At 57.0% G+C, this 20847-nt stretch carries 17 protein-coding genes; 6 read left to right on the forward strand and 11 right to left on the reverse strand.

Features of this window, described 5'->3' with window-relative positions; all coding sequences use genetic code 11:
- Positions 1-79: 79 nt before the first annotated feature.
- The 10 genes from AC19YS_RS03290 to ccoN (AC19YS_RS03335) all read right to left on the reverse strand — a co-directional run bounded on the left by AC19YS_RS03290 (position 80) and on the right by ccoN (AC19YS_RS03335) (position 9152).
- Positions 80-619: a FixH family protein gene (locus tag AC19YS_RS03290; RefSeq protein ID WP_106576345.1), complete on the reverse strand. Its 540-nt coding sequence runs from the start codon at positions 617-619 to the stop codon at positions 80-82.
- Between the two features lie 15 nt (positions 620-634).
- The gene (gene ccoG, locus AC19YS_RS03295; protein WP_106576346.1) at positions 635-2050 is read right to left on the reverse strand and encodes a cytochrome c oxidase accessory protein CcoG; all 1416 of its coding nucleotides are present in this window, start codon (positions 2048-2050) and stop codon (positions 635-637) included.
- 337 nt (positions 2051-2387) lie between these two features.
- Positions 2388-3365, reverse strand: a complete 978-nt coding sequence (gene ccoP, locus AC19YS_RS03300; RefSeq protein ID WP_106576347.1) for a cytochrome-c oxidase, cbb3-type subunit III — start codon at positions 3363-3365, stop codon at positions 2388-2390.
- Positions 3362-3547 carry a CcoQ/FixQ family Cbb3-type cytochrome c oxidase assembly chaperone gene (locus AC19YS_RS03305; protein ID WP_003193169.1) on the reverse strand — a complete coding sequence of 62 codons (186 nt, stop codon included), beginning with the start codon at positions 3545-3547 and terminating at the stop codon, positions 3362-3364. Before AC19YS_RS03305 ends, ccoP (AC19YS_RS03300) begins: the two co-directional genes overlap by 4 nt.
- Before the next feature lie 5 nt (positions 3548-3552).
- Positions 3553-4161, reverse strand: a complete 609-nt coding sequence (gene ccoO / locus AC19YS_RS03310) for a cytochrome-c oxidase, cbb3-type subunit II (protein ID WP_078738505.1) — start codon at positions 4159-4161, stop codon at positions 3553-3555.
- On the reverse strand, positions 4161-5603 hold the full coding sequence (ccoN, locus tag AC19YS_RS03315) for a cytochrome-c oxidase, cbb3-type subunit I (RefSeq protein ID WP_106576348.1): 1443 nt from the start codon (positions 5601-5603) through the stop codon (positions 4161-4163). The genes ccoO (AC19YS_RS03310) and ccoN (AC19YS_RS03315) overlap by 1 nt, the downstream gene beginning before the upstream one ends.
- A gap of 348 nt (positions 5604-5951) precedes the next feature.
- On the reverse strand, positions 5952-6899 hold the full coding sequence (gene ccoP / locus AC19YS_RS03320; RefSeq protein ID WP_106576349.1) for a cytochrome-c oxidase, cbb3-type subunit III: 948 nt from the start codon (positions 6897-6899) through the stop codon (positions 5952-5954).
- Positions 6896-7096, reverse strand: coding sequence for a cbb3-type cytochrome oxidase subunit 3 (locus tag AC19YS_RS03325; RefSeq protein WP_106576350.1), 201 nt, complete (start codon positions 7094-7096; stop codon positions 6896-6898). Before AC19YS_RS03325 ends, ccoP (AC19YS_RS03320) begins: the two co-directional genes overlap by 4 nt.
- 3 nt (positions 7097-7099) lie before the next feature.
- Positions 7100-7708, reverse strand: coding sequence for a cytochrome-c oxidase, cbb3-type subunit II (gene ccoO, locus AC19YS_RS03330; RefSeq protein WP_065909614.1), 609 nt, complete (start codon positions 7706-7708; stop codon positions 7100-7102).
- Positions 7709-7718: 10 nt separating this feature from the next.
- Positions 7719-9152: a cytochrome-c oxidase, cbb3-type subunit I gene (gene ccoN, locus AC19YS_RS03335; protein ID WP_106576352.1), complete on the reverse strand. Its 1434-nt coding sequence runs from the start codon at positions 9150-9152 to the stop codon at positions 7719-7721.
- A gap of 79 nt (positions 9153-9231) precedes the next feature.
- On the opposite strand from ccoN (AC19YS_RS03335), the gene AC19YS_RS03340 reads away from it, so the two are divergent.
- Complete coding sequence (locus AC19YS_RS03340; protein ID WP_500600914.1) at positions 9232-9924, forward strand: alpha/beta family hydrolase; 693 nt, start codon at positions 9232-9234, stop codon at positions 9922-9924.
- Between the two features lie 102 nt (positions 9925-10026).
- Here AC19YS_RS03340 and AC19YS_RS03345 read toward each other — a convergent pair whose 3' ends face one another.
- Positions 10027-11592: a methyl-accepting chemotaxis protein gene (locus AC19YS_RS03345; protein WP_106576354.1), complete on the reverse strand. Its 1566-nt coding sequence runs from the start codon at positions 11590-11592 to the stop codon at positions 10027-10029.
- A gap of 462 nt (positions 11593-12054) precedes the next feature.
- Here AC19YS_RS03345 and AC19YS_RS03350 point away from each other — a divergent pair, with 462 nt between their 5' ends.
- The 5 genes from AC19YS_RS03350 (at position 12055) to AC19YS_RS03370 (ending at position 20772) form a co-directional block, all read left to right on the forward strand.
- Positions 12055-13497 (forward strand): mannose-1-phosphate guanylyltransferase/mannose-6-phosphate isomerase, encoded by a 1443-nt coding sequence (locus AC19YS_RS03350; RefSeq protein WP_119742160.1) that lies wholly within the window; start codon positions 12055-12057, stop codon positions 13495-13497.
- A gap of 133 nt (positions 13498-13630) precedes the next feature.
- A complete protein-coding gene (locus AC19YS_RS03355; protein ID WP_119742162.1) occupies positions 13631-14425 on the forward strand; it encodes an ABC transporter permease in 795 nt (264 codons plus the stop codon).
- Entirely contained in the window at positions 14422-15744 is a 1323-nt protein-coding gene (locus AC19YS_RS03360; protein WP_200622717.1) for an ABC transporter ATP-binding protein, read from the forward strand. The genes AC19YS_RS03355 and AC19YS_RS03360 overlap by 4 nt, the downstream gene beginning before the upstream one ends.
- Positions 15737-18280 carry a class I SAM-dependent methyltransferase gene (locus AC19YS_RS03365; protein ID WP_500600916.1) on the forward strand — a complete coding sequence of 848 codons (2544 nt, stop codon included), beginning with the start codon at positions 15737-15739 and terminating at the stop codon, positions 18278-18280. The genes AC19YS_RS03360 and AC19YS_RS03365 overlap by 8 nt, the downstream gene beginning before the upstream one ends.
- Entirely contained in the window at positions 18280-20772 is a 2493-nt protein-coding gene (locus AC19YS_RS03370) for a glycosyltransferase family 4 protein (RefSeq protein ID WP_200622713.1), read from the forward strand. Before AC19YS_RS03365 ends, AC19YS_RS03370 begins: the two co-directional genes overlap by 1 nt.
- Positions 20773-20847 lie beyond the last annotated feature (75 nt).

The raw sequence follows: 20847 nt of genomic DNA on the forward strand, positions 1-20847 counted from the left end.
GTGGGCAAGCCCGGCTCCCACAAGGAATCGCGATCCAGTGGGGGAGCGGCTTGCCCGCGATGCGCGAAGCGCAGGCTTATTACTTCTTCAGGTCTTCAGCGCCCTGCAACGGCTCATCACCGAGCAGCAAGTCCTTGTCGTGGCTGACCTGTTCCTCTTCGAACAGGCGCCAGGTCCTGTCGCCCTCGACACCGAGCAATTCCACAAAGCGCCGGCCTTCGACCTTGTCGGTGACCTGGCCAATGTAGCGGCCCGGCTCACTGTCGCTGCGGGCCAGATTGATCTTGCGATCCTTCTCCGGCTGGGTCGGAGAAATCAGGTTCAGCTCCAGCGTGGTCGGGTTGCTGTTGCCGGTCAGGTGCAGGTCGACTTCACCGGTCAGTTCGTCCAGGTGCACCGCGGCGCGCAGTTGCAGGGTCTGGGCCAGCAGTTCGCGGTCCAGGGAGCGGTTGATGCCTTTGCCGGCCTCGTAGTAGTTGTCGTTGACCAGGTTGTCCGGGTTCTTCACCGCAATGGTCACCATGGACAAGGTCAAGGTCACCGAACAGGTCAGGATCCCAATGATGATCCACGGCCAGAGGTGCTTGTACCAAGGGCTTGCGGCAGTAGCTGCGGGCATTGTCGTGCTCTCTAGTTAACGAACTTGTGGGCCGATGAATCGGCTCTTGGCTTCAATGTGGACGCTGTCGTCATCGGCATCCTTGAGGATGAAGGTCACCTCGTTGGTGCTCGACGGCAGTTGCTCTGGTGCGCTGGACAGCTCGACCGGCAGGCTGAGGATTTCCCCGGCCGCCACTTTGATCTCGCGTCGACCCTGCAGCTTGAGGTCCGGCAGGCCCGAAGCGTCGAGCACGTAGGTGTGGTCGCGCTGGTCCTTGTTCATGATCTTCAGGCTGTAGACGTTTTCGATCCGGCCCTCGGCGTTTTCACGGAACAGCACACGGTCTTTGCTGACGTCGAAACCGACCAGCGAGCGCATGAAAAATGCACCGACCAACAGGCTGATCATTGCCAGCAATACCAGCGCGTAACCGATCAGGCGCGGGCGCAATTTATGGGTTTTCTGCCCCGACAGGTTGTGCTCGGTGGTGTAGCTGATCAGGCCGCGCGGGTACTCCATTTTGTCCATGATGTTGTCGCAGGCGTCGATACACGCAGCGCAGCCGATGCACTCGATTTGCAGGCCGTCGCGGATGTCGATGCCGGTAGGGCACACCTGCACGCACATCGTGCAATCGATGCAGTCGCCCAGGCCCTGGGCCTTGTAGTCGGTGCCTTTTTTGCGCGGGCCACGCACTTCGCCACGGCGTGGATCGTAGGAAACGATCAGGGTGTCCTTGTCGAACATCACGCTTTGAAAGCGCGCGTACGGGCACATGTAGATGCACACCTGTTCGCGCAGCCAGCCGGCATTGCCATAGGTGGCCAGGGTGAAAAAGCCGACCCAGAAATACGACCAGCCATCGGCCTGGCCGGTGAAGAAGTCGAACACCAGTTCGCGGATCGGCGAGAAATAGCCAACAAACGTCATGCCGGTGACAAAGCCGATCAACAGCCACAGCGTGTGCTTGCTGAATTTGCGCAGGAACTTGTTGGCGCCCATCGGCGCTTTGTCGAGCTTGATGCGCTGGTTGCGGTCGCCTTCGGTGACCTTTTCACACCACATGAAGATCCAGGTCCACACGCTTTGCGGGCAGGTATAGCCACACCACACACGACCGGCGTACACGGTGATAAAGAACAGGCCAAAGGCGGCCACGATCAGAATGCCCGACAGCAGAATGAAATCCTGGGGCCAGAAAGTCGCGCCAAAAATGAAGAATTTACGCTCCGGCAAGTTCCACCAAACCGCCTGATGCCCGCCCCAGTTCAGCCACACGGTGCCGAAGTACAGCAGGAACAAACCAGCGCCGCCGAGCATGCGCAAGTTGCGGAACAAGCCGGTGAAGGCGCGGGTGTAGATTTTCTCTCGCGACGCATACAGGTCGACGGACTGACTGGCGTTTTTGGCAGGCGGGGTAACGTCATGTACCGGTATTTGGTTGCTCATCATTGCATCCCACGGCGGTGGAGATTTGCCTCGGCCAGTACGTGCCAACCGGGGTCAAAAATAGGCTCTTGCAGTGGCGTAATGATACGCCTGCGGCAGTGCTGCACGGGTGCGACCTTTGGTCGCGTTGGGGGAAATCAATTGATGGTGTAAGTGATCTGGATCAATTGACTTGTGAAGTATGGTCGGTTTTGGCTGTGTTGCAGATTTGCAGGCAGTGCAGTGCGCTCAAAAGGTGGGAGGGGGCTTGCCCCCGATTGCGGCATGTCAGTTGATACAACTGTCACTCAACCACCGCTATCGGGGGCAAGCCCCTCGTACCATTTGCTTGTGTGTCTTACTGCTCTTCAGCCGGCTTGTCGCCATGGGACAGGCTGTAAACATAGGCTGCCAGCAAGTGCACCTTGTCGTTGCCTTGCAGCAACTCCTGCGCAGGCATCTGGCCTTGACGGCCATAACGAATGGTCTGCTGCAGCTGCGCGAAGCTCGAACCGTAGATGAATGCACCCGGGTGCGTCAGGTCCGGCGCGCCCATCGCCGGCGTGCCTTTACCGGCAGGGCCGTGGCAGGCCACGCAGTTGGCGGCGAAGAGTTTCGCGCCGTTGGCCACATCGGCCTTCGCGCCTTCCGGCAGTTTGCGACCGTCGAGGTTGGTCACCACAAAACCTGCCACGTCAGCCACGCCTTGCTCGCCAATAACTTCGGCCCACGCCGGCATCACCGCGTGGCGGCCTTTCATGATGGTTTCCTTGATGGTCGCCGGCTCGCCGCCCCAGCGCCAATCGGCGTCGGTCAGGTTGGGAAAACCGTAGGCGCCCTTGGCGTCGGAGCCGTGGCACACCGAGCAGTTGGAGGCGAACAGGCGGCCGCCCATCTTCAAGGCTTGCGGGTCCTTGGCAACGTCTTCAATCGGCATCGCGGCGAATTTGGCGAAGATCGGGCCGAACTTGGCGTCTGACCTGGCCATTTCCTTTTCCCATTCGTGCACGCCGGTCCAGCCGGTCTGGCCGTTGGCGAAGGGGGTTTGCTTGTCGTTGTCGAGGTAGTTGTAGCCCGGCAGCAGGCCTTTCCAATTGCCAAGGCCCGGGTACAACGCCAGGTAGCCGAGGGCGAAGATGATGGTGCCGACAAACAGCATGAACCACCACTTGGGCAGCGGGTTGTCGTATTCCTCGATGCCATCGAACGAGTGGCCGACAGTCTCGTCCGTCTGCTCGGTGCGCTGGCCCTTGCGGGTCGACAGCAGCAGCCAGGTCAGGGCGAAGATGGTACCCAGACTGAGGACTGTGACGTACAGACTCCAGAACGTAGTCATTCTTTGTTACTCCTAGACGCTTGCTCGACGTGCTTGATGGCTTCGGGGTCATCCGCAAAAGGCAACATGGTTGCGTCGTCAAACTCCGACTTGCGGCGGGGGCTGAACACCCACAACGCCAGGCCGATAAAGGCCACCATCACCACAACGGTGCCCAGGCCACGAATCATCCCGATATCCATGCAGATCACCGTTTGCTTTTGATGATGGTGCCAAGGCCTTGCAGGTAGGCCACCAGTGCGTCCATTTCGGTCTTGCCCTTCACGGCTGCGGCTGCACCGGCGATGTCTTCATCGGTGTAGGGCACACCCAGGGTGCGCAAGACTTCCATCTTCTTGGCGGTGTCCTTGCCGTCGAGCTTGTTTTCCACGAGGAACGGGTAGGCCGGCATTTTCGACTCCGGCACCACGTTGCGCGGGTTATACAAGTGCGCGCGGTGCCAGTCGTCCGAGTAACGTGCGCCGACGCGGGCCAGGTCCGGGCCGGTGCGCTTGGAACCCCACAGGAACGGGTGGTCCCACACGCTTTCACCGGCCACCGAGTAGTGGCCGTAGCGTTCGGTTTCGGCACGGAACGGGCGGATCATCTGCGAGTGGCAGCCCACGCAACCGTTGGCGATGTAGACGTCGCGACCTTCCAGTTCAAGCGCGGTGCGCGGCTTCATGCCTTCGACCGGCTTGTTGGTCACGTCCTGGAAAAACAGCGGAACGATCTGGGTCAGGCCGCCGATACTCACGGCGATGACCATGAAGAAGGCCAGCAGGCCGATATTCTTCTCGACTACTTCATGCTTCATCAGTGAGCTCCCACAACGGCGATCTTGGCGGCGGCTTCAGCCTCTACAGGGTCGGAGGCACGCACGGTGCGCCAGACGTTGTAGGCCATCAACAGCATGCCGCTGGCAAAGAACGCACCGCCCAGGGCGCGGACGATGTAGCCCGGATGGCTGGCTTGCAGCGCTTCGACGAAGGAGTAGGTGAGCGTGCCGTCATCGTTGATCGCACGCCACATCAGGCCCTGGGTGATGCCGTTGACCCACATCGAGGCGATGTAGAGCACGGTGCCGATGGTGGCCAGCCAGAAGTGCGCGTTGATCAGCCCGACGCTGTGCATCTGCGCACGGCCGAACAGTTTGGGGATCATGTGGTACAGCGCGCCGATGGAGATCATCGCCACCCAGCCCAACGCGCCGGCGTGGACGTGGCCGATGGTCCAGTCGGTGTAGTGGGACAGCGAGTTGACGGTCTTGATCGCCATCATCGGCCCTTCGAAGGTCGACATGCCGTAGAACGCCAGCGACACCACCAAAAAGCGCAGGATCGGGTCGGTGCGCAATTTATGCCAGGCGCCCGAGAGCGTCATCATGCCGTTGATCATGCCGCCCCAGCTGGGGGCCAGCAGGATGATCGACATCGCCATGCCCAGCGACTGCGCCCAGTCAGGCAGCGCGGTGTAGTGCAGGTGGTGCGGGCCGGCCCAGATGTACAGGGTGATCAGCGCCCAGAAGTGCACGATGGACAGGCGATACGAGTAGATCGGACGCTCGGCCTGTTTGGGCACGAAGTAATACATCATCCCCAGGAAGCCGGTGGTGAGGAAGAAGCCCACGGCATTGTGGCCGTACCACCACTGGATCATCGCGTCCGTCGCCCCGGCGTAGGCCGAATAGGACTTGAACCAGCTCACCGGCAAGGACGCGTGGTTGACGATGTGCAGCATCGCCGTGACCAGGATGAAGGCACCGTAGAACCAGTTACCCACATAAATGTGCTTGGTCTTGCGCTTGACGATGGTGCCGAAGAACACCACGGCGTAGGTCACCCAGACGATGGCCAGCAAAATGGCGATGGGCCATTCCAGCTCGGCGTATTCCTTGGTGGTGGTGTAGCCCAGCGGCAGGGTGATGATGGCGCCGAGGATCACGGCTTGCCAGCCCCAGAAGGTGAAGGCGGCGAGGCCGTCGGAGATCAGTCGCGTCTGGCAGGTTCGCTGCACGACATAGTAGGAGGTGGCAAACAATGCACATCCGCCGAAGGCGAAAATCACCAGGTTGGTGTGCAGCGGGCGCAGGCGGCCGAAGGTCGTCCATGGCAAACCGAAATTCAATTCCGGCCAAACCAGTTGCGAGGCGATGAACACCCCGAGCCCCATGCCAAGGATCCCCCAGACCACCGTCATGATGGCGAACTGGCGGACTACCTTATAGTTATAAGCAGTCGGACTGATTGCTGTGCTCATTCTAAGGTTCCACGGTTTAGGTTTTTTTATAGTTGAAATCGGCCGCAAGTATGGACAAACCGAGGGGCCATTGCAACGCAATGGCTGACCTGTATCAATGCGTTCCGGGCCAGATTCTGCGCCCTTTCCATGTTTGGCGTAAGGACAAAATCAGAAATCGAAAGCTGATCGAGTGGACAGGAATTTTTTCAGGTCGCAACGGCAGTCGCCTGATACGCCAAAACCGGTCACTGTTGGGCAAGCGTAGACCCGAATGGCAGCAGGGGAAAGTTGGGGCGGGGAGGGGTGCGACACTTGGTCGCTTAGAGACACAGGGCTGCCGCCCCGGGTTGGGGCGGCAGTCTGCGGTTACTCGGCTGGGCTTTCTGGCGTTGCGCCATCAGCGTTATGGGACAAGCTGTACACATAGGCCGCAAGCAGGTGCACTTTGTCATTGCCTTGCAGCACGTCCTGCGCGGGCATCTGGCCTTGGCGGCCGTGGCGGATGGTCTGCTGCAGCTGCGCCAGGCTGGTGCCGTAAATGAAACCGGCAGGCTCGGTCAGGTTCGGCGCGCCCATGGCTTCCACGCCGTGGCCTTGCGGACCGTGGCAGGCGACACAGGTGGTGCTGAACGCCGCTTGCCCGGCGGCGAGGTCGGCGGTGCTGTTGGCCGGCAAGGGCAGCCCGGCCAGGTCGTGGCGCACATAGGCGGCGACGTTCTTCACACCGTCTTCGCCCAGCACTTCACCCCAGGCCGGCATCGCCGCGTGGCGACCATTCATGATCGTCGCTTTGATCGCCTCCGCCGAGCCGCCCCAGCGCCAGAGGTTGTCCGCCAGGTTGGGGAAGCCATACGCGCCCTTGGCGTCCGAGCCGTGGCACACCGCGCAGTTGGAAGCGAACAGGCGGCCGCCCATTTTCAGTGCCTGTGGGTCCTTGGCGACTTCTTCCACCGGCATGGCCGCGAATTTGGCGAAGATCGGCCCGAACCTGGCGTCGGCCTTGGCCATTTCCTTGTCCCATTCCTTGGTCTGGGTCCAGCCGCCTTCATAGCCCGGCAGCACGCCTTTCCAGTTACCCAGGCCTGGGTAGAGGATCAGGTAACCGACCGCAAACACCAGGGTGCCGGCGAACAGCATGAACCACCACTGCGGCAGCGGGTTGTCGTATTCCTCGATGCCGTCGAAGGCGTGGCCCATGGTCTGGTCGACGCTGCCCTTGGTTTCGCCCTTGCGGGTGCCGATCAATAGCCAGGTCAGGCCGATCAGGCTGCCGAGGGTCAATACGCAGATCCATGTACTCCAGAAGGTCGTCATGGGCGAGTGCTCCTTGTTGCAGGCTCTTCTTGAGCGTCGGATGGAGTAGGTTCATCGGCAAATGGCAGCAGGCGGGCCTGCTCGAATTCCGCGTTGCGCCGGTTGTTGAACACCCACAGCGACAGGCCGATAAAAGCGATGGCGACCACCAGCGTGCCAAGGCCGCGGATGGTGCCCGCGTCAAATTCAAATCCCATGGCTCACCTCTTGCTCTTGATGGCAGTGCCGAGCACTTGCAGGTACGCAACCAGCGCGTCCATCTCGGTCTTGCCCTTGAGGCTGGCAACGGCGCCACTGATGTCGTCGTCGGTGTAGGGCACGCCGAGGGTGCGCATCACTTTCAACTTGGTTTCGGTGTGGCTGCTGTCGACCGGTGCCGTGACCAGCCATGGGTAGGCCGGCATTTTTGACTCCGGCACCACGTTGCGCGGGTTGTACAGGTGCGCGCGGTGCCAGTCGTCCGAGTAGCGCGCGCCGACGCGGGCCAGGTCTGGCCCGGTGCGCTTGGAGCCCCACAGGAACGGGTGGTCCCACACGCTTTCGCCTGCCACCGAGTAGTGGCCGTAGCGTTCGGTTTCGGCACGGAACGGGCGGATCATCTGCGAGTGGCACTGCACGCAGCCTTCGCGGATGTAGATGTCGCGGCCTTCCAGTTGCAGCGCGGTGTAGGGCTTCATGCCTTCGACCGGCTTGTTGGTCACGTCCTGGAAGAACAGCGGGACGATCTGGGTCAGGCCGCCGATGCTCACGGCCAGCACCATCAGCAGCATCAGCAGGCCGACGTTCTTTTCAATCGTTTCGTGTTTCATCACGGACTCCTCAGGCCATTTGCGCGGCGGTGGCGGGTTCGGCGGCTTGCAGCGATGGCGCCGAGCGCACGGTGCGCCACGTGTTGTAAGCCATCAGGAACATGCCGCTGAGGAACACTGCACCGCCCACCAGTCGCACGATGTAGCCAGGGTGGCTGGCCACCAGGGTTTCGACGAAGGAGTAGGTCAAGGTGCCGTCTTCGTTGACCGCACGCCACATCAGGCCCTGGGCGATGCCGTTGACCCACATCGAGGCGATGTAGAGCACGGTGCCGATGGTGGCCAGCCAGAAGTGCGCGTTGATCAGGCCGAGGCTGTACATCTGCTCGCGGCCAAACACTTTGGGGATCATGTGGTACAGCGCGCCGATGGAAATCATCGCCACCCAGCCCAGCGCGCCGGCGTGTACGTGGCCGATGGTCCAGTCGGTGTAGTGGGAGAGGGCGTTGACCGTCTTGATGGCCATCATCGGCCCTTCGAAGGTCGACATGCCGTAGAACGCCAGCGACACCACCAAAAAGCGCAGGATCGGGTCGCTGCGCAACTTATGCCAGGCGCCCGACAGCGTCATCATGCCGTTGATCATGCCGCCCCAGCTCGGGGCCAGCAGTACCAGCGACATCACCATGCCCAGTGACTGCGCCCAATCCGGCAACGCGGTGTAGTGCAAGTGGTGCGGGCCGGCCCAGATGTACAGGGTGATCAGCGCCCAGAAGTGCACGATGGACAGGCGATAGGAATACACCGGACGTTCGGCTTGCTTAGGCACGAAGTAATACATCATCCCGAGGAAACCGGCGGTGAGGAAAAAGCCTACCGCGTTGTGCCCATACCACCACTGCACCATGGCATCCGTCGCACCGCCGTAGAGGGAGTAGGACTTGGTCAGGCTGACCGGGATTTCCAGGTTGTTGACGATGTGCAGAATGGCCACGGTGATGATGAACGCACCGAAGAACCAGTTGCCGACATAGATGTGCTTTGTGTTGCGCTTCATGATCGTGCCGAAGAACACGATGGCGTAGGCCACCCAGACGATGGTGATCAGAATGTCGATCGGCCATTCCAGCTCGGCGTATTCCTTGGAGCTGGTGTAGCCCAGCGGCAAGCTGATCGCGGCCAATAGAATGACGAGCTGCCAGCCCCAGAAGCAGAACGCGGCGATTTTCGGCGCGAACAGCTGTGTCTGGCAGGTGCGCTGCACCGAGTAAAACGAGCTGGCGAACAGCGCGCAGCCGCCGAAGGCAAAGATCACCGCGTTGGTGTGCAGCGGGCGCAAGCGGCCGAAGCTGGTCCAGGGCAAATCGAAGTTGAGTGCAGGCCAAACCAATTGGGCAGCGAGAAAAACCCCGAGCCCCATGCCGACGATGCCCCACACCACCGTCATAATGGTGAATTGGCGGACCACCTTGTAGTTATAGGCGGTACTTAAAGTAGTGTTCATGGTTCCCCATCCACGGTTCAACCCAAGCCAATGCGGCACTTGGGCTGGAGTTATAGGCAGACTAAAAAGCGAGGCAAGCATGGGCAAAGAGCACAAGGCCAGTATTGACGGGGATCAATGGGCGCAGTGTGTGCGCGAGCGCGGCTGGTTGTGGGATGCGGCGACGGGTTCCAGCGCGCGTGCGCCTGTGACGCTGATCCTGGCCCACGGTGCCGGTGCGCCCATGGACTCGGGGTTTATGAACGACATGGCTGCACGCCTTGCCGGGCATGGCGTGAACGTATTGCGCTTTGGATTCCCCTACATGGCCCAGCGCCGCCTGGACGGCGGCAAACGTCCGCCGAATCCGGCGCCGAAACTATTGCAAGCCTGGCGCGAGGTGTATGCCGAGGTGCGACGCCATGTTGCTGGCCCACTGGCCGTTGGCGGCAAGTCCATGGGCGGGCGAATGGCCAGTTTGCTGGCGGATGAATTGGGTGCAGACGGGTTGGTGTGCCTGGGTTATCCGTTTTACGCGGTGGGCAAACCCGAGAAACCACGCACTGAGCATCTGGCCGGTCTGAAGACGCCGACGTTGATTGTGCAGGGTGAGCGCGATGCGCTGGGCAATCGGGCGGCGGTGGAGGGGTATGCGTTGTCGCCGAGCATCGAAGTGATGTGGCTGGTGGCGGGGGATCATGATTTGAAGCCGTTGAAGGCTTCGGGGTTTAGTCATGAGCAGCATTTGGAGGCTGCGGCGCTGAAGGTCTCCGAGTTTCTCGCCGGCCTTTAGGGCCTCATCGCCGGCAAGCCAGCTCCCACATTTGAATGTATTCACAAATAGAAATATGTGAACCCCATCCAATGTGGGAGCGGGCTTGCCCGCGATAGCGGTTTACCGGTTAAAACGCTCCACCAGCGAATACTGGGTATTTGCGGTATGCGTCAGCTCTTCACTCAACTGCGCCGAGTTCATCGCTTGCTCCGAGGTCTGATCCGCCAACAGCGCAATCGTGCTGATATTGCGGCTGATCTCTTCGGCCACGGCGCTTTGCTCTTCAGTGGCGGCGGCAATCTGCGTGGTCATGTCGGTGATGTTGGCCACCGCTTCACTGATGCCCACCAGCGCCTGATCCGCCTCCATCACGCGCGCCACACCTTCTTCGGCCTGGCGATGCCCGGCGTCCATGGTTTGCACGGCGGCAGCGGCGGTCTGCTGCAGTTTGGCGATCAGGGCATGGATCTGCCCGGTGGACTCGGCGGTACGCTGCGCCAGTTGACGGACTTCGTCAGCCACCACTGCAAAGCCACGGCCCATTTCGCCGGCACGGGCGGCTTCGATGGCGGCGTTCAATGCCAGCAGGTTGGTCTGGTCGGCGATGCCTTTGATCACGTCCACCACGCCGCCGATTTCATCACTGTCCTTGGCCAGCTGGGTGACGGTTACACCGGTTTCACCCACGGCGACCGACAGGCGCTGGATCGCTTCACGGGTTTCCCCGGCGATGTCGCGACCGCGACCGGTCAGGCGATTGGCTTCCTGGGTAGCGTCCGCCGTGCGCTGCACGTGGCTGGCCACTTCCTGGGTTGTCGCTGCCATCTGGTTGACGGCGGTGGCGACCTGCTCGGTTTCCACGCGCTGGCGTTCCAGGCCGCTGGAGCTGTTGTGCGCCAGGGTGTTGGACTGCGCTGCCTGATCGTTGAGGTGCTCGGCCGTATCCTGCAAGCGAGTAAGGCACGTCTTCAGACGCGCCTCCTGGCTGAGAATCGACATCTCCAGCCGCGCTTGTGCGCCACGGCTGTCGGTGTACATCTGCGCGATCAGCGGGTCGGACGTAGTCTGCTCCGCCAGGCGCAGCAGACGCTTGAGGCCGCGTTGCTGCCAGCTCAGGCCCAGCAGGCCCAGTGGCACCGACAGCCCCGCCGCCAGGGCAAAGCCCCAGTGGGAGTTGAGCGACGCACCGATCATGAAGCTGAGCTGGCTGACCAGAATAAAAGGCAGCCAGTCTTGCAGCACCGGCAGCCATTTGTCGCGCTGAGGCACGGCCGACTTGCCCTGGTTGATGCGTTGGTAGAGCGCTTCGGCCCGGCGAATCTGCTCGGCGGTGGGCTTGATGCGCACCGATTCGTAGCCGATCACCTGGTTGCCATCGAAAACCGGCGTTACATAGGCGTTAACCCAGTAATGATCGCCGGTCTTGCAGCGGTTCTTGACGATGCCCATCCATGGCAAGCCTTGTTTGAGCGTGGACCACATGTGCGCGAACACGGCCGACGGCACATCCGGGTGACGCACCAGGTTGTGCGGGGCACGGATCAACTCGTCACGGGTGAACCCACTGATTTCGACAAAGGCGTCGTTGCAGTAGGTGATCACACCTTTGGCGTCTGTGGTGGAGATCAACCGTTGCTGAGCGGGGAAGGTACGTTCGCGCTGGGTAACGGGTTGGTTATTACGCATGATTGTTCAATCCGCAAGGCTTTGATGGGGTATCGGCACGTTTCGGTAATTATTGAGGGAATTTTCTGAGCTGCGGTGGAGTCAGAGTCGCACACTGAAAAACGACAGCATCTGCGAAAGGTCTGTACCAGGGTGGGCTAAAGGTTTCGACGCCGGTTGAGCGGGTGAATAAGCGTGTCGGGAAGAAAAGTGACACGTTTCAGGCAGAAAGCGTTTTTATGGAGAAGAAAAATAGCTTTAGCTGTCGGATTAATCCGTGTTGTCCTAGACATAAATGACAATATAATTAAGAATATTAAGGCTAATTTGTACGAAAAATACTCTATTTCCCCCAAAGCGCCTCTGCGATCTGACCTTATATAGCTGAAAGTCTCTACGCTACTTTGTTTTCGAATTTGTCGCGCCGAGGGGGCGAGAGCGGCAGTCGACATGAAGTTGCAGTACGTAAAGGAGCTACAAAAAGTGACATTTGTTCCAGTTATTATTTGCGGCGGTGCGGGCAGCCGCCTGTGGCCTGTCTCTCGTTCAGCGCATCCTAAGCCATTCATCGAATTGCCGGATGGCGGAAATCTGATTCGCAAAACCTACGGGCGTGCCTTGGCGCTGGACGCAGTCAGCGAAGTGCTGACGATCACCAATCGTGATCTCTATTTCAAAACGCTCGATGAATACGGCGCACAAGCACCTCAATTCACGAACCTCAGTTTTGTTCTTGAGCCCTTTGGGCGTAATACTGCAGCGGCCGTTGCGCTGGCTGCTCAAGAAGTTGCGCGCACTCACGGGGCAGATGCCATCATGCTGGTGCTGCCAGCTGACCACCTGATCGGAAATCAAGCGGCGTTTGCCGATGCGGTTTCTACCGCCTCCGCGTTGGCCAAAGATGGCTGGCTGGTGACGTTTGGCGTAAAGCCGGAGTTTCCGGAAACCGGTTACGGATATATCCAGAAAGACAACGACAGCCCCCTCGGCAAAGGCTTCAAGGTCAAGCGCTTCGTCGAGAAGCCAGACCTGGAAACTGCCCAAGGCTATCTGGCGTCAGGTGAGTACTTCTGGAACTCCGGCATGTTCTGTTTCCGCGCCGGTACCCTGATTGAAGAAATGGCCCTCTGCGCACCGGATGTATCCAGTGCCGTAGACCTGTGCCTGGCAGGTTCCGGCACGATGACTGGCACCAGCCATCGCAGCCTGCACCTGGAGCCCGAGAGCTTTGCCAAGGTTCCGGATATTTCCATCGACTTCGCACTGATGGAACGCTCAAGCAAGGTAGCAACGGTGCCTTGTGATATCGGCTGGAGTGATATCGGCTCTTGGAACGCCATGAGCGAGCTGTCGCCAGCTAATGAGCAAGGTAACCGTGTTGAGGGTGAAGTCATTTTTCACGGCTCCTCCAATAACTACGTGCGTAGCCCGCGTCGTCTGGCAGCGTTGGTAGGGGTTGAGGATCTGATCATCGTCGATACGCCGGATGCACTGCTGGTCGCACACAAAGACCACGCACAAGACATCAAAGCGATCACGGCGCAGTTGAAGCAGAACGGGCATTGCTCGCACCTCGATCACACCACGGTCCGCCGTCCTTGGGGCGCTTACACGACACTGGAAGAAGACCAGCGCTTCAAGATCAAGCGCATTGTGGTCAAGCCCCAAGCATCGCTGTCACTCCAGATGCACCATCACCGGAGCGAACATTGGATTGTGGTGAGCGGCATGGCGCGCGTTGTTAACAACGATCGCGAATTTTTGCTCAACACAAATGAATCAACGTTCATCCCGGCAGGTCATACCCATCGCCTGGAGAACCCAGGTGTTATCGATCTGGTGTTGATCGAGGTGCAGAGCGGCGATTATCTAGGTGAAGACGATATCGTCCGGTTTGAGGATATCTACGGCCGGGTTGCTGGCTGATCAGGCGCCCGAAGAGATATGGCTAGTGGCTCGTGTTTTGCACTCTTAATGCTTGAAGCATGAGGGTTTGGAGCCGGTGGTAGGTGTTGCAGTAGGTCAGGCGTACGCCTGACCTTTTTTTCAGGAGTCAGCGATGTTGGGGTTGTTTAGAAGCCTTTGGGAGTACCGCGGCTTCGTCTGGTCGTCCATTCGTAATGAGTTCGTTGCCCGTTTTGCCCGAAGTCGTTTGGGCGGGCTGTGGATGATTATTAACCCGCTGGCGCAGGTTGCGATTTATGCGCTGGTGCTGTCCAACGTGCTGGCGGCGAAGTTGCCGGGTATTGATAATAAATATGCCTATGCGCTTTATCTGATGGCCGGCGTTCTGGCCTGGAGCCTGTTCTCTGAAATCATCGGTCGTTGCTTGACGCTATTCATCGATCAGGGAAACCTGATGAAGAAAATGCGATTTCCGCGCATCACTTTGCCGGTGATTACGGTGGGTTCCTGCTTGCTCAACTACGGGCTGCTCTTCGTGGCATTGTTGTTGGTTTTTGCGCTCCTCGGTCAGTCACTGAGCGTGCAAATTCTGTGGGTCATACCGCTGACGGTCGTCGTCACTGCCTTAGCGGTGGGTATTGGCCTGGTGCTTGGTATATTGAATGTATTTGTACGCGACACCGGCCAAGTTGTGCCTATTGTCCTGCAGGCCTGGTTCTGGTTTACCCCGATCGTTTACCCGGACAACATTATTCCCGACGATTTCAAAGGCTTGATGGACTACAACCCCATGTACCCCGTTGTCACTGCTTACCATGACGCGCTGGTACACGCGCGGATGCCGAACCTCGATGGGCTGATAGTTCCTACGGTTATTGCGATCTTGTTGATGTTGTTAGGCTTAATGATGTTCAGGCGTGCTGCGCCAGAAATGGTGGATGTGCTATGAGCCTTTTAAGTGTCAGCAACCTGGGCAAGGCTTACCGCGTTTATGCCTCAGAGTTTCAACGCATCGGTCGTTGGTTTGGCTTGCCAATAAAACCCAGTGAAGAGCACTGGGTAATGCGGGGGGTGAATTTTACAATACGCCCTGGCGAGTCTATTGGCATTGTGGGCCAGAATGGTGCGGGTAAATCCACGTTGCTCAAAATGATCACCGGTACACTGCAACCCACAGAGGGCAGTGTGCAGATCAATGGGCGTATCGCTGCCATTTTAGAATTAGGCATGGGGTTCACTCCGGAACTGAGTGGGCGCCAGAACGTATATCACTCAGCAGGCTTGATGGGGTTCAGCGCATTCGAGATCGAGGAGGCGATGCCAGATATCGAGGCCTTCGCCGAAATCGGTGAGTACTTTGATGAGCCGGTGAGAACCTATTCCAGCGGCATGCAAATGCGTGTTGCTTTCGCAGTAGCGACAGCGTTCAAACCCGATCTCCTCATCGTCGACGAAGCCCTTTCTGTCGGCGACAGTTACTTTCAAGCCAAGTGTTTTAAGCGCATCAAGCAATATCGCGATGAGGGCATGACCCTGATTCTGGTCTCGCACAGTGCTGATGACATTGTTCGGCATTGTGAACGAGCTATCTTGTTGAAGAATGGCCACGTCGAGCTTGACGGCCCTTCTCGGGAGGTCACTAACCGTTACCTGGATGAGCTGTTTGGCAAGAAAAAAGGCGCAGGGCACCAAGCCGATGTCGCCAGCCCAGGCCTCGTTCATGAAGACTTCTTGAACACCAGCGATGTGTTTGCCAGCCGTGGTGGGTACAACCCATCTGAATACCGATGGGGACATGGCGGTGCTTCGATTCTGGATTATTTGCTGATCGTTGACGGTGAGCGTTTTCCGTCACGTATCGAAAGCAACTCCAATGGTGATTTTTATTTCAAGGTCAAGTTTGATGCGGATTTTGAAAGTGTCGTGCCCGGGTTTTTGATCAAGACGCTGGACGGCATCTTTTTGTACGGGACTAACTCCTTTGTGTCGAGCCGGGGTCAGGCGGTCATTTCAGTGAAAGCCGGTGATATCAGGATGTTTAAGTTTTCTCTCCCGCTCAATTTGAATGCCGGAGACTTTCTCGTGTCGTTTGGTGTGTCGTCCGGTGACCCGCTGGCAGGCGACCTAATACCGTTGGATCGGCGTTATGATTCGGTTATGTTGAAAATCAGCAGGGCTGTTCAGTTTTGGGGGATTTCTGATATGGGCGCAACGTTTAATGTTGAGTATCAGGATGCGTTAGGCGTTGAGGTTGTTGTAAATGATTGAACAATTGGTAGCCGATTTACCTGAAGTTTATCAGCCGATCTTTGGCCATTCAGACCTTTCTGATCATGTGTCACGGCCGTGTGCAGACAGGCTGGACGTTATCGTTGGCATTTATGAGGCGCTGCAAGCCCATCTCGGCCGCCCCCTTAAAGTGCTGGACTTGGGCTGTGCCCAAGGCTACTTCAGTCTTAGCCTTGCCAGCCGAGGCGCGTCGGTTCGAGGTGTGGACTTTCTCGATAAGAATGTCGACGTATGTTCGGCGCTTTCAGACGAGCATTCCGAATTGGACGCCGTTTTTGAAGTAGGACGTGTTGAGGACGTTATTGACCGTCTTGAGTCTGGGCAATACGACCTCGTGTTGGGGCTGAGTGTTTTTCATCACGTCATTCATGAGCGTGGTATTGACGAGGTCAAGCGGCTTTTTCAGCGTGCTGCTGAGATGTGTGGTGCGCTGATTCTTGAGATTGCATTGCGAGAGGGCGACTTGTATTGGGCAACTTCCCAGCCTGAAGACCCTATGGTGTTGTTGGAGTCTGTCCATTGTGTTCGTGAAATGGCTCGCTGTCAGACCCACTTGACCAGTGTGCAGCGCCCTTTGTATTTCGCCAGTAACCATTACTGGACCGTGGAGGGTAAAGCGGGGAAGTTTGATACGTGGAGCACCGAGTCCCACGCGTTAGCAAAAAATACGCATGAGGGAACACGTCGTTATTTTTTCAGCGAACGAGAAGTCGTTAAACTTTATCGTTTCATCGGGACGCGTGCCGAACACAACCGTGTCGAGTTTCATCGAGAAAAAGCATTTTTGACCAGCGCACCGCTGGAATACCCGGTTGCCGAGGTCTTTGCAAGTTCTGAAAGTGAAAGCGAAGGCTGGGTGGTCATGCAGAGGTTCCAGGGCGACCTTTTGCTCGATGTATTGAATGATCCGTCCTTAGACCGAAAGAAGGTACTCAGAGAAGTATTGGATCAACTGACAAAGCTTGAGCTTGCTGGGCTGTATCACAGTGATTTTCGTGCTTGGAATATCGTCGTCACACCGGATTCAGGTGCGCGGGTTATAGACTATGGTGCGATATCTGAAGATTTCAAAGACTGTGTCTGGCCTCATAATATTTATTTGTCCTTTATGGTCTTTGTACATGAGTTGGCAACGGGGCACGTTGTTGATCCGGCGCCTATCCGGCAAATCACGATCGCGCCATTTAACTTGCCGCAGCCTTTTCGTAGCTGGGCAACGGGATTGTGGGTGGTGCCGGTACAGCAATGGAGCTTCCGACTCATGCTTGAGCATCTGGATGCTTTAAGTGAAGCATCCGCTGATGGTAGTGCAGAAAAGACAGAAGATCTTTGGATGCAAGCGATTGAAGAAGCGCTTGGTCAGCACAGTGGCTATATAAAAAACTTAGATGGCAAATTGCTAGGGAATAGTTACGAAATGGAAGCGCAACTTGAAAAAGTGCGAAGTCGCTTGGAGCAGGTCGCCGAAATCGCTTTTGATGCCCAAGGGGGGGTGAGGGATTTCGAGCGCCGTGCGATCTACAGCGAAACCGTTGCTGAGCAACAACGCCTTCAACTCCAGGAGGCGGGGTTTCGGATTCAATCAGCCGAGCGCCGCAGCCAGGAGACTGAAATAGCATTGCGGGAGAGTATAAATCGCGCAACGCAGGCGGAACTCAAGCGCCTGTCGGCTGAAGCGTTAAACGACGTATTGCGTGATCAAGCCAGGCAGGCAACTAACGAATTGCTGGAGCTTTATAAAGGGCATCAGCAGGTTGCGCTGCAATACGAAATGGAGCAACAGCGCCGAATAGCCCTTGAGGATCAGATCAAGGGGCTGGAGCATCGCGCTGGTGAACTGGAGATGGAGCGTGATTCACTGCGTGTGGACGCTGAAGGGGCTCACGCGCAGGTTGAATATCTGGAAGGTCATCCCAGGCATCTCGGTTTGCAGGTGGAGACCCTGACTGAACAGCTTCTGCGTTCGGAAGAGCACAAGCGTCACTTGGAAGCGGATCACCACTCCCATCGCGCGCGCGTAGGCGAGCTTGAAGCCCAGATACATGCGCTCAGCCACCGCCTCGATGCTGCCATGACCGATACTCATCACTGGTGGTTGAAAGCAGTCGCACACGAAGAGCACGTGAATGCATTGCTCAAAAGCACGTCCTGGAAAGTTACTTCGCCGCTGCGCCTCTGTATGAGAGCAGGAACCTGGTTGGTCAAGCTGCCCTTTCGCGCCGTAAAATTCGTGGTGCGCTCAGTTTTGATGAGGGCGCTACGTTTCGTACTTCGTCGGCCGGCTGTTCATCAACGGCTTAACCACGTTGTGAAGAAATATCCACGTTTCTGGGGACATTTAAGGCAGTTCGCAGTACATCGCGGACTTGTTGCAGGGCCAGCGCCGCAGCCGTCAACGAATGTGCAAGCGACGTCTGCAACGCCAGTCGAGGTCACTGTGGCAGCGCTGAGCCCTCGAGTATCCAGGGTTTATTCTGAGCTGAAAGCAGTTATAGAGCGTAAGGGTACTTACTGATGAGGATAGTTATTGATCTTCAGGGCGCTCAGTCTGAAAGCCGGTTTCGTGGTATTGGCCGTTATTCGCTTTCTTTGGCATTAGCTATCGCTAAAAACGCGGGTGATCATGAAATATGGATCGTTCTTAACGCGAGGATGCCGGAAAGCATTTTGGACATCCGGAACGCTTTTTCGGCGCTAATTCCCAAAGAGCGAATTCGCATATTTGACGTGCCTGATGACTTAGACTCTCCCTGGGTGCTATGTGCAGCAGAGATAGTCAGGGAAGAGTTTATTCGCTCGCTTGAGCCCGACGTGGTGTTGATCAGCAGCCTCTTTGAAGACCCGGGTGCCGGCGCAGTGACGTCCGTAGGGGCGATCGCTAACAGCCACAAAACGGCGGTTGTTCTTTATGACCTAATACCCTTGCTAAACAAAGATGTGTATTTGCCGACACAGGCGCTCCGAGACTATTACAGCAAAAAAATTGGCTGGCTAGAGCGTGCAGATGCTCTGCTTGCCATTTCTCAATCGTCTAGCGATGAGGCGGTAGAGTATTTAAATGTGTCGCGAGAAAATGTCCCGAATATTTCCGCTGCGATCGGAGCGCAATTTTATCCACGGGTTTTTTCGAAGCAAGAGGCTGATAAGTTTCTCCAGCGAATGGGCGTGCAAGAAAAGTTTGTTTTATACGCGCCTGGCGGCTTTGATCCGCGGAAAAACTTCGCTCGCTTGCTCGAGGCTTATAGTAGGCTTAAACCTGAGCTCAGATCGCATTATCAGTTGGTAATCGCCAGCAGGTTGCATGAACAGCAGCGGATCGAGTTGTTGGATCTCAAAGAGAAGTTCGGGTTCGAAATTCACGAGCTGGTCTTAACAGGTTATGTTGAGGACGAGGATCTGATCGCGCTCTACTCCTTGACATCGCTATTTGTTTTTCCTTCCACCCATGAAGGCTTTGGCCTGCCGGTATTGGAAGCGATGGCTTGCGGAGCACCGGTTATTGGCTCCAATTGCAGCAGTGTGCCTGAGGTTATTGGTCTGGACGAGGCGCTTTTTGATCCGCTGTCGGTAGCATCGATATCCGATAAGATCAGTGAAGTACTGAAAAGTGACTCATTGCGGCAAAGGTTGGTAAAGCATGCCGAGATTCAAGCAGCAAAATTTTCCTGGGATGAGTCCGCGCTCAAGGCTATCGCTGCTTTAGAACAAGTGGTAAGTGAGGTAAACCCAATAATACAGTATGAGTTTTCACAGCAGGCGTTGCTTGAGAACTTGGGGCGTTTACCTGACGCTAGGCCCACCGATAGTCAACTTGTTCAAGTAGCGAAAAGTATAGCGTTCAACATGCTGGGAGGGGCTGAAAAGCAACTGCTCTTAGACGTGTCCAGCATCGTTCAGTCGGACGCAAAGTCGGGTATACAGCGAGTGGTTCGCAGTCTTTTACAGGAACTGTTTAATTCTCCGCCTGCAGGGCTTGTTGTTCGGCCAATTTTCTATCGTGCGGGTGGGTATTTCTATGCCAATGAGTTCGTCGCTCGCGTCTTTTCGGCAAGTGCCGACGGCGCAGGCGGGGCCGACGCGCCGATTGATTATGTGCAAGGCGATATCTACTTGTCGCTCGATCTGACGATGCATTTGGCCGACGAGCTTTATCCTCTGCATGCGCAAATGCGATCTGCCGGAGTCGATGTCAACTTCATCGTCTATGACCTTCTGCTTGTGCAGAGGCCGGATTGGTGGCCGGCACCGACTGCGGATTATTTTACAAATTGGCTAAAACGAATAACGGATGTCGGAGCGGGGCTAATTTGCATTTCCGAGGCAGTTGCCCAAGAGTTAAGAGAATGGATTGCAAATAATCCACCCGCTCGTTGTGATGGTGGGCCTCACGTCAAAAGCTTCCATTTGGGTGCCGACATTGCTAGCAGTATGCCGTCGATTGGGTTTCCAAAAAATGCTCAGAATGTGCTCGCTCAGTTGCAGGCACGCCCCAGCTTTTTGATGGTCAGTACTATTGAGCCCCGTAAGGGGCATGCACAGACCATCGCTGCTTTTGAGACGCTGTGGGCTGAGGATGTTGACGCGAACTTGGTAATTGTTGGGAAGCGCGGCTGGCTGGTCGACTCTTTGATCAGCGCAATCGAAAATCACCCAGCTCTGAACGTGCGACTTTTTTGGCTTGAAGGGATCAGTGATGAGTACCTGGAAAAAGTTTATGGCGTATCCACTTGCTTGATTGCCGCATCTGAAGGTGAGGGTTTTGGTCTACCGCTGATCGAGGCAGCACAGCATCACGTGCCGATGATTGCACGTGATATCCCTGTGTTTCGAGAGGTCGCAGGTGATCATGCTTTCTATTTCGAAGGGCTCGCACCAAACGCATTGGCGCAGTGCGTAAGAGAGTGGTTAGTGCTTTTTAATGCGGGTGAACATCCACTCTCAGTAAATATGCCTTGGCTTACGTGGGAGCAGAGTGCCCATCAACTGAAGCATTCCATCTTCCAGTGATGATGCTTCGCATTTTTATGAAAATGCCCCCTCTGTTAGGGGGACAAATCCAGAATTTCAGGTTACATACAGGCT

Source organism: Pseudomonas sp. MF08831, from assembly GCF_059862645.1.

What these genes read in the sequence shown, in the direction of transcription:
- AC19YS_RS03290 (WP_106576345.1), bottom strand. Translation starts at nt 619, where the DNA reads ATGCCCGCAGCTACTGCCGCAAGCCCTTGGTACAAGCACCTCTGGCCG.
- ccoG (WP_106576346.1), bottom strand. Translation starts at nt 2,050, where the DNA reads ATGAGCAACCAAATACCGGTACATGACGTTACCCCGCCTGCCAAAAAC.
- ccoP (WP_106576347.1), bottom strand. Translation starts at nt 3,365, where the DNA reads ATGACTACGTTCTGGAGTCTGTACGTCACAGTCCTCAGTCTGGGTACC.
- AC19YS_RS03305 (WP_003193169.1), bottom strand. Translation starts at nt 3,547, where the DNA reads ATGGATATCGGGATGATTCGTGGCCTGGGCACCGTTGTGGTGATGGTG.
- ccoO (WP_078738505.1), bottom strand. Translation starts at nt 4,161, where the DNA reads ATGAAGCATGAAGTAGTCGAGAAGAATATCGGCCTGCTGGCCTTCTTC.
- ccoN (WP_106576348.1), bottom strand. Translation starts at nt 5,603, where the DNA reads ATGAGCACAGCAATCAGTCCGACTGCTTATAACTATAAGGTAGTCCGC.
- ccoP (WP_106576349.1), bottom strand. Translation starts at nt 6,899, where the DNA reads ATGACGACCTTCTGGAGTACATGGATCTGCGTATTGACCCTCGGCAGC.
- AC19YS_RS03325 (WP_106576350.1), bottom strand. Translation starts at nt 7,096, where the DNA reads ATGGGATTTGAATTTGACGCGGGCACCATCCGCGGCCTTGGCACGCTG.
- ccoO (WP_065909614.1), bottom strand. Translation starts at nt 7,708, where the DNA reads ATGAAACACGAAACGATTGAAAAGAACGTCGGCCTGCTGATGCTGCTG.
- ccoN (WP_106576352.1), bottom strand. Translation starts at nt 9,152, where the DNA reads ATGAACACTACTTTAAGTACCGCCTATAACTACAAGGTGGTCCGCCAA.
- AC19YS_RS03340 (WP_500600914.1), top strand. Translation starts at nt 9,232, where the DNA reads ATGGGCAAAGAGCACAAGGCCAGTATTGACGGGGATCAATGGGCGCAG.
- AC19YS_RS03345 (WP_106576354.1), bottom strand. Translation starts at nt 11,592, where the DNA reads ATGCGTAATAACCAACCCGTTACCCAGCGCGAACGTACCTTCCCCGCT.
- AC19YS_RS03355 (WP_119742162.1), top strand. Translation starts at nt 13,631, where the DNA reads ATGTTGGGGTTGTTTAGAAGCCTTTGGGAGTACCGCGGCTTCGTCTGG.
- AC19YS_RS03360 (WP_200622717.1), top strand. Translation starts at nt 14,422, where the DNA reads ATGAGCCTTTTAAGTGTCAGCAACCTGGGCAAGGCTTACCGCGTTTAT.
- AC19YS_RS03365 (WP_500600916.1), top strand. Translation starts at nt 15,737, where the DNA reads ATGATTGAACAATTGGTAGCCGATTTACCTGAAGTTTATCAGCCGATC.
- AC19YS_RS03370 (WP_200622713.1), top strand. Translation starts at nt 18,280, where the DNA reads ATGAGGATAGTTATTGATCTTCAGGGCGCTCAGTCTGAAAGCCGGTTT.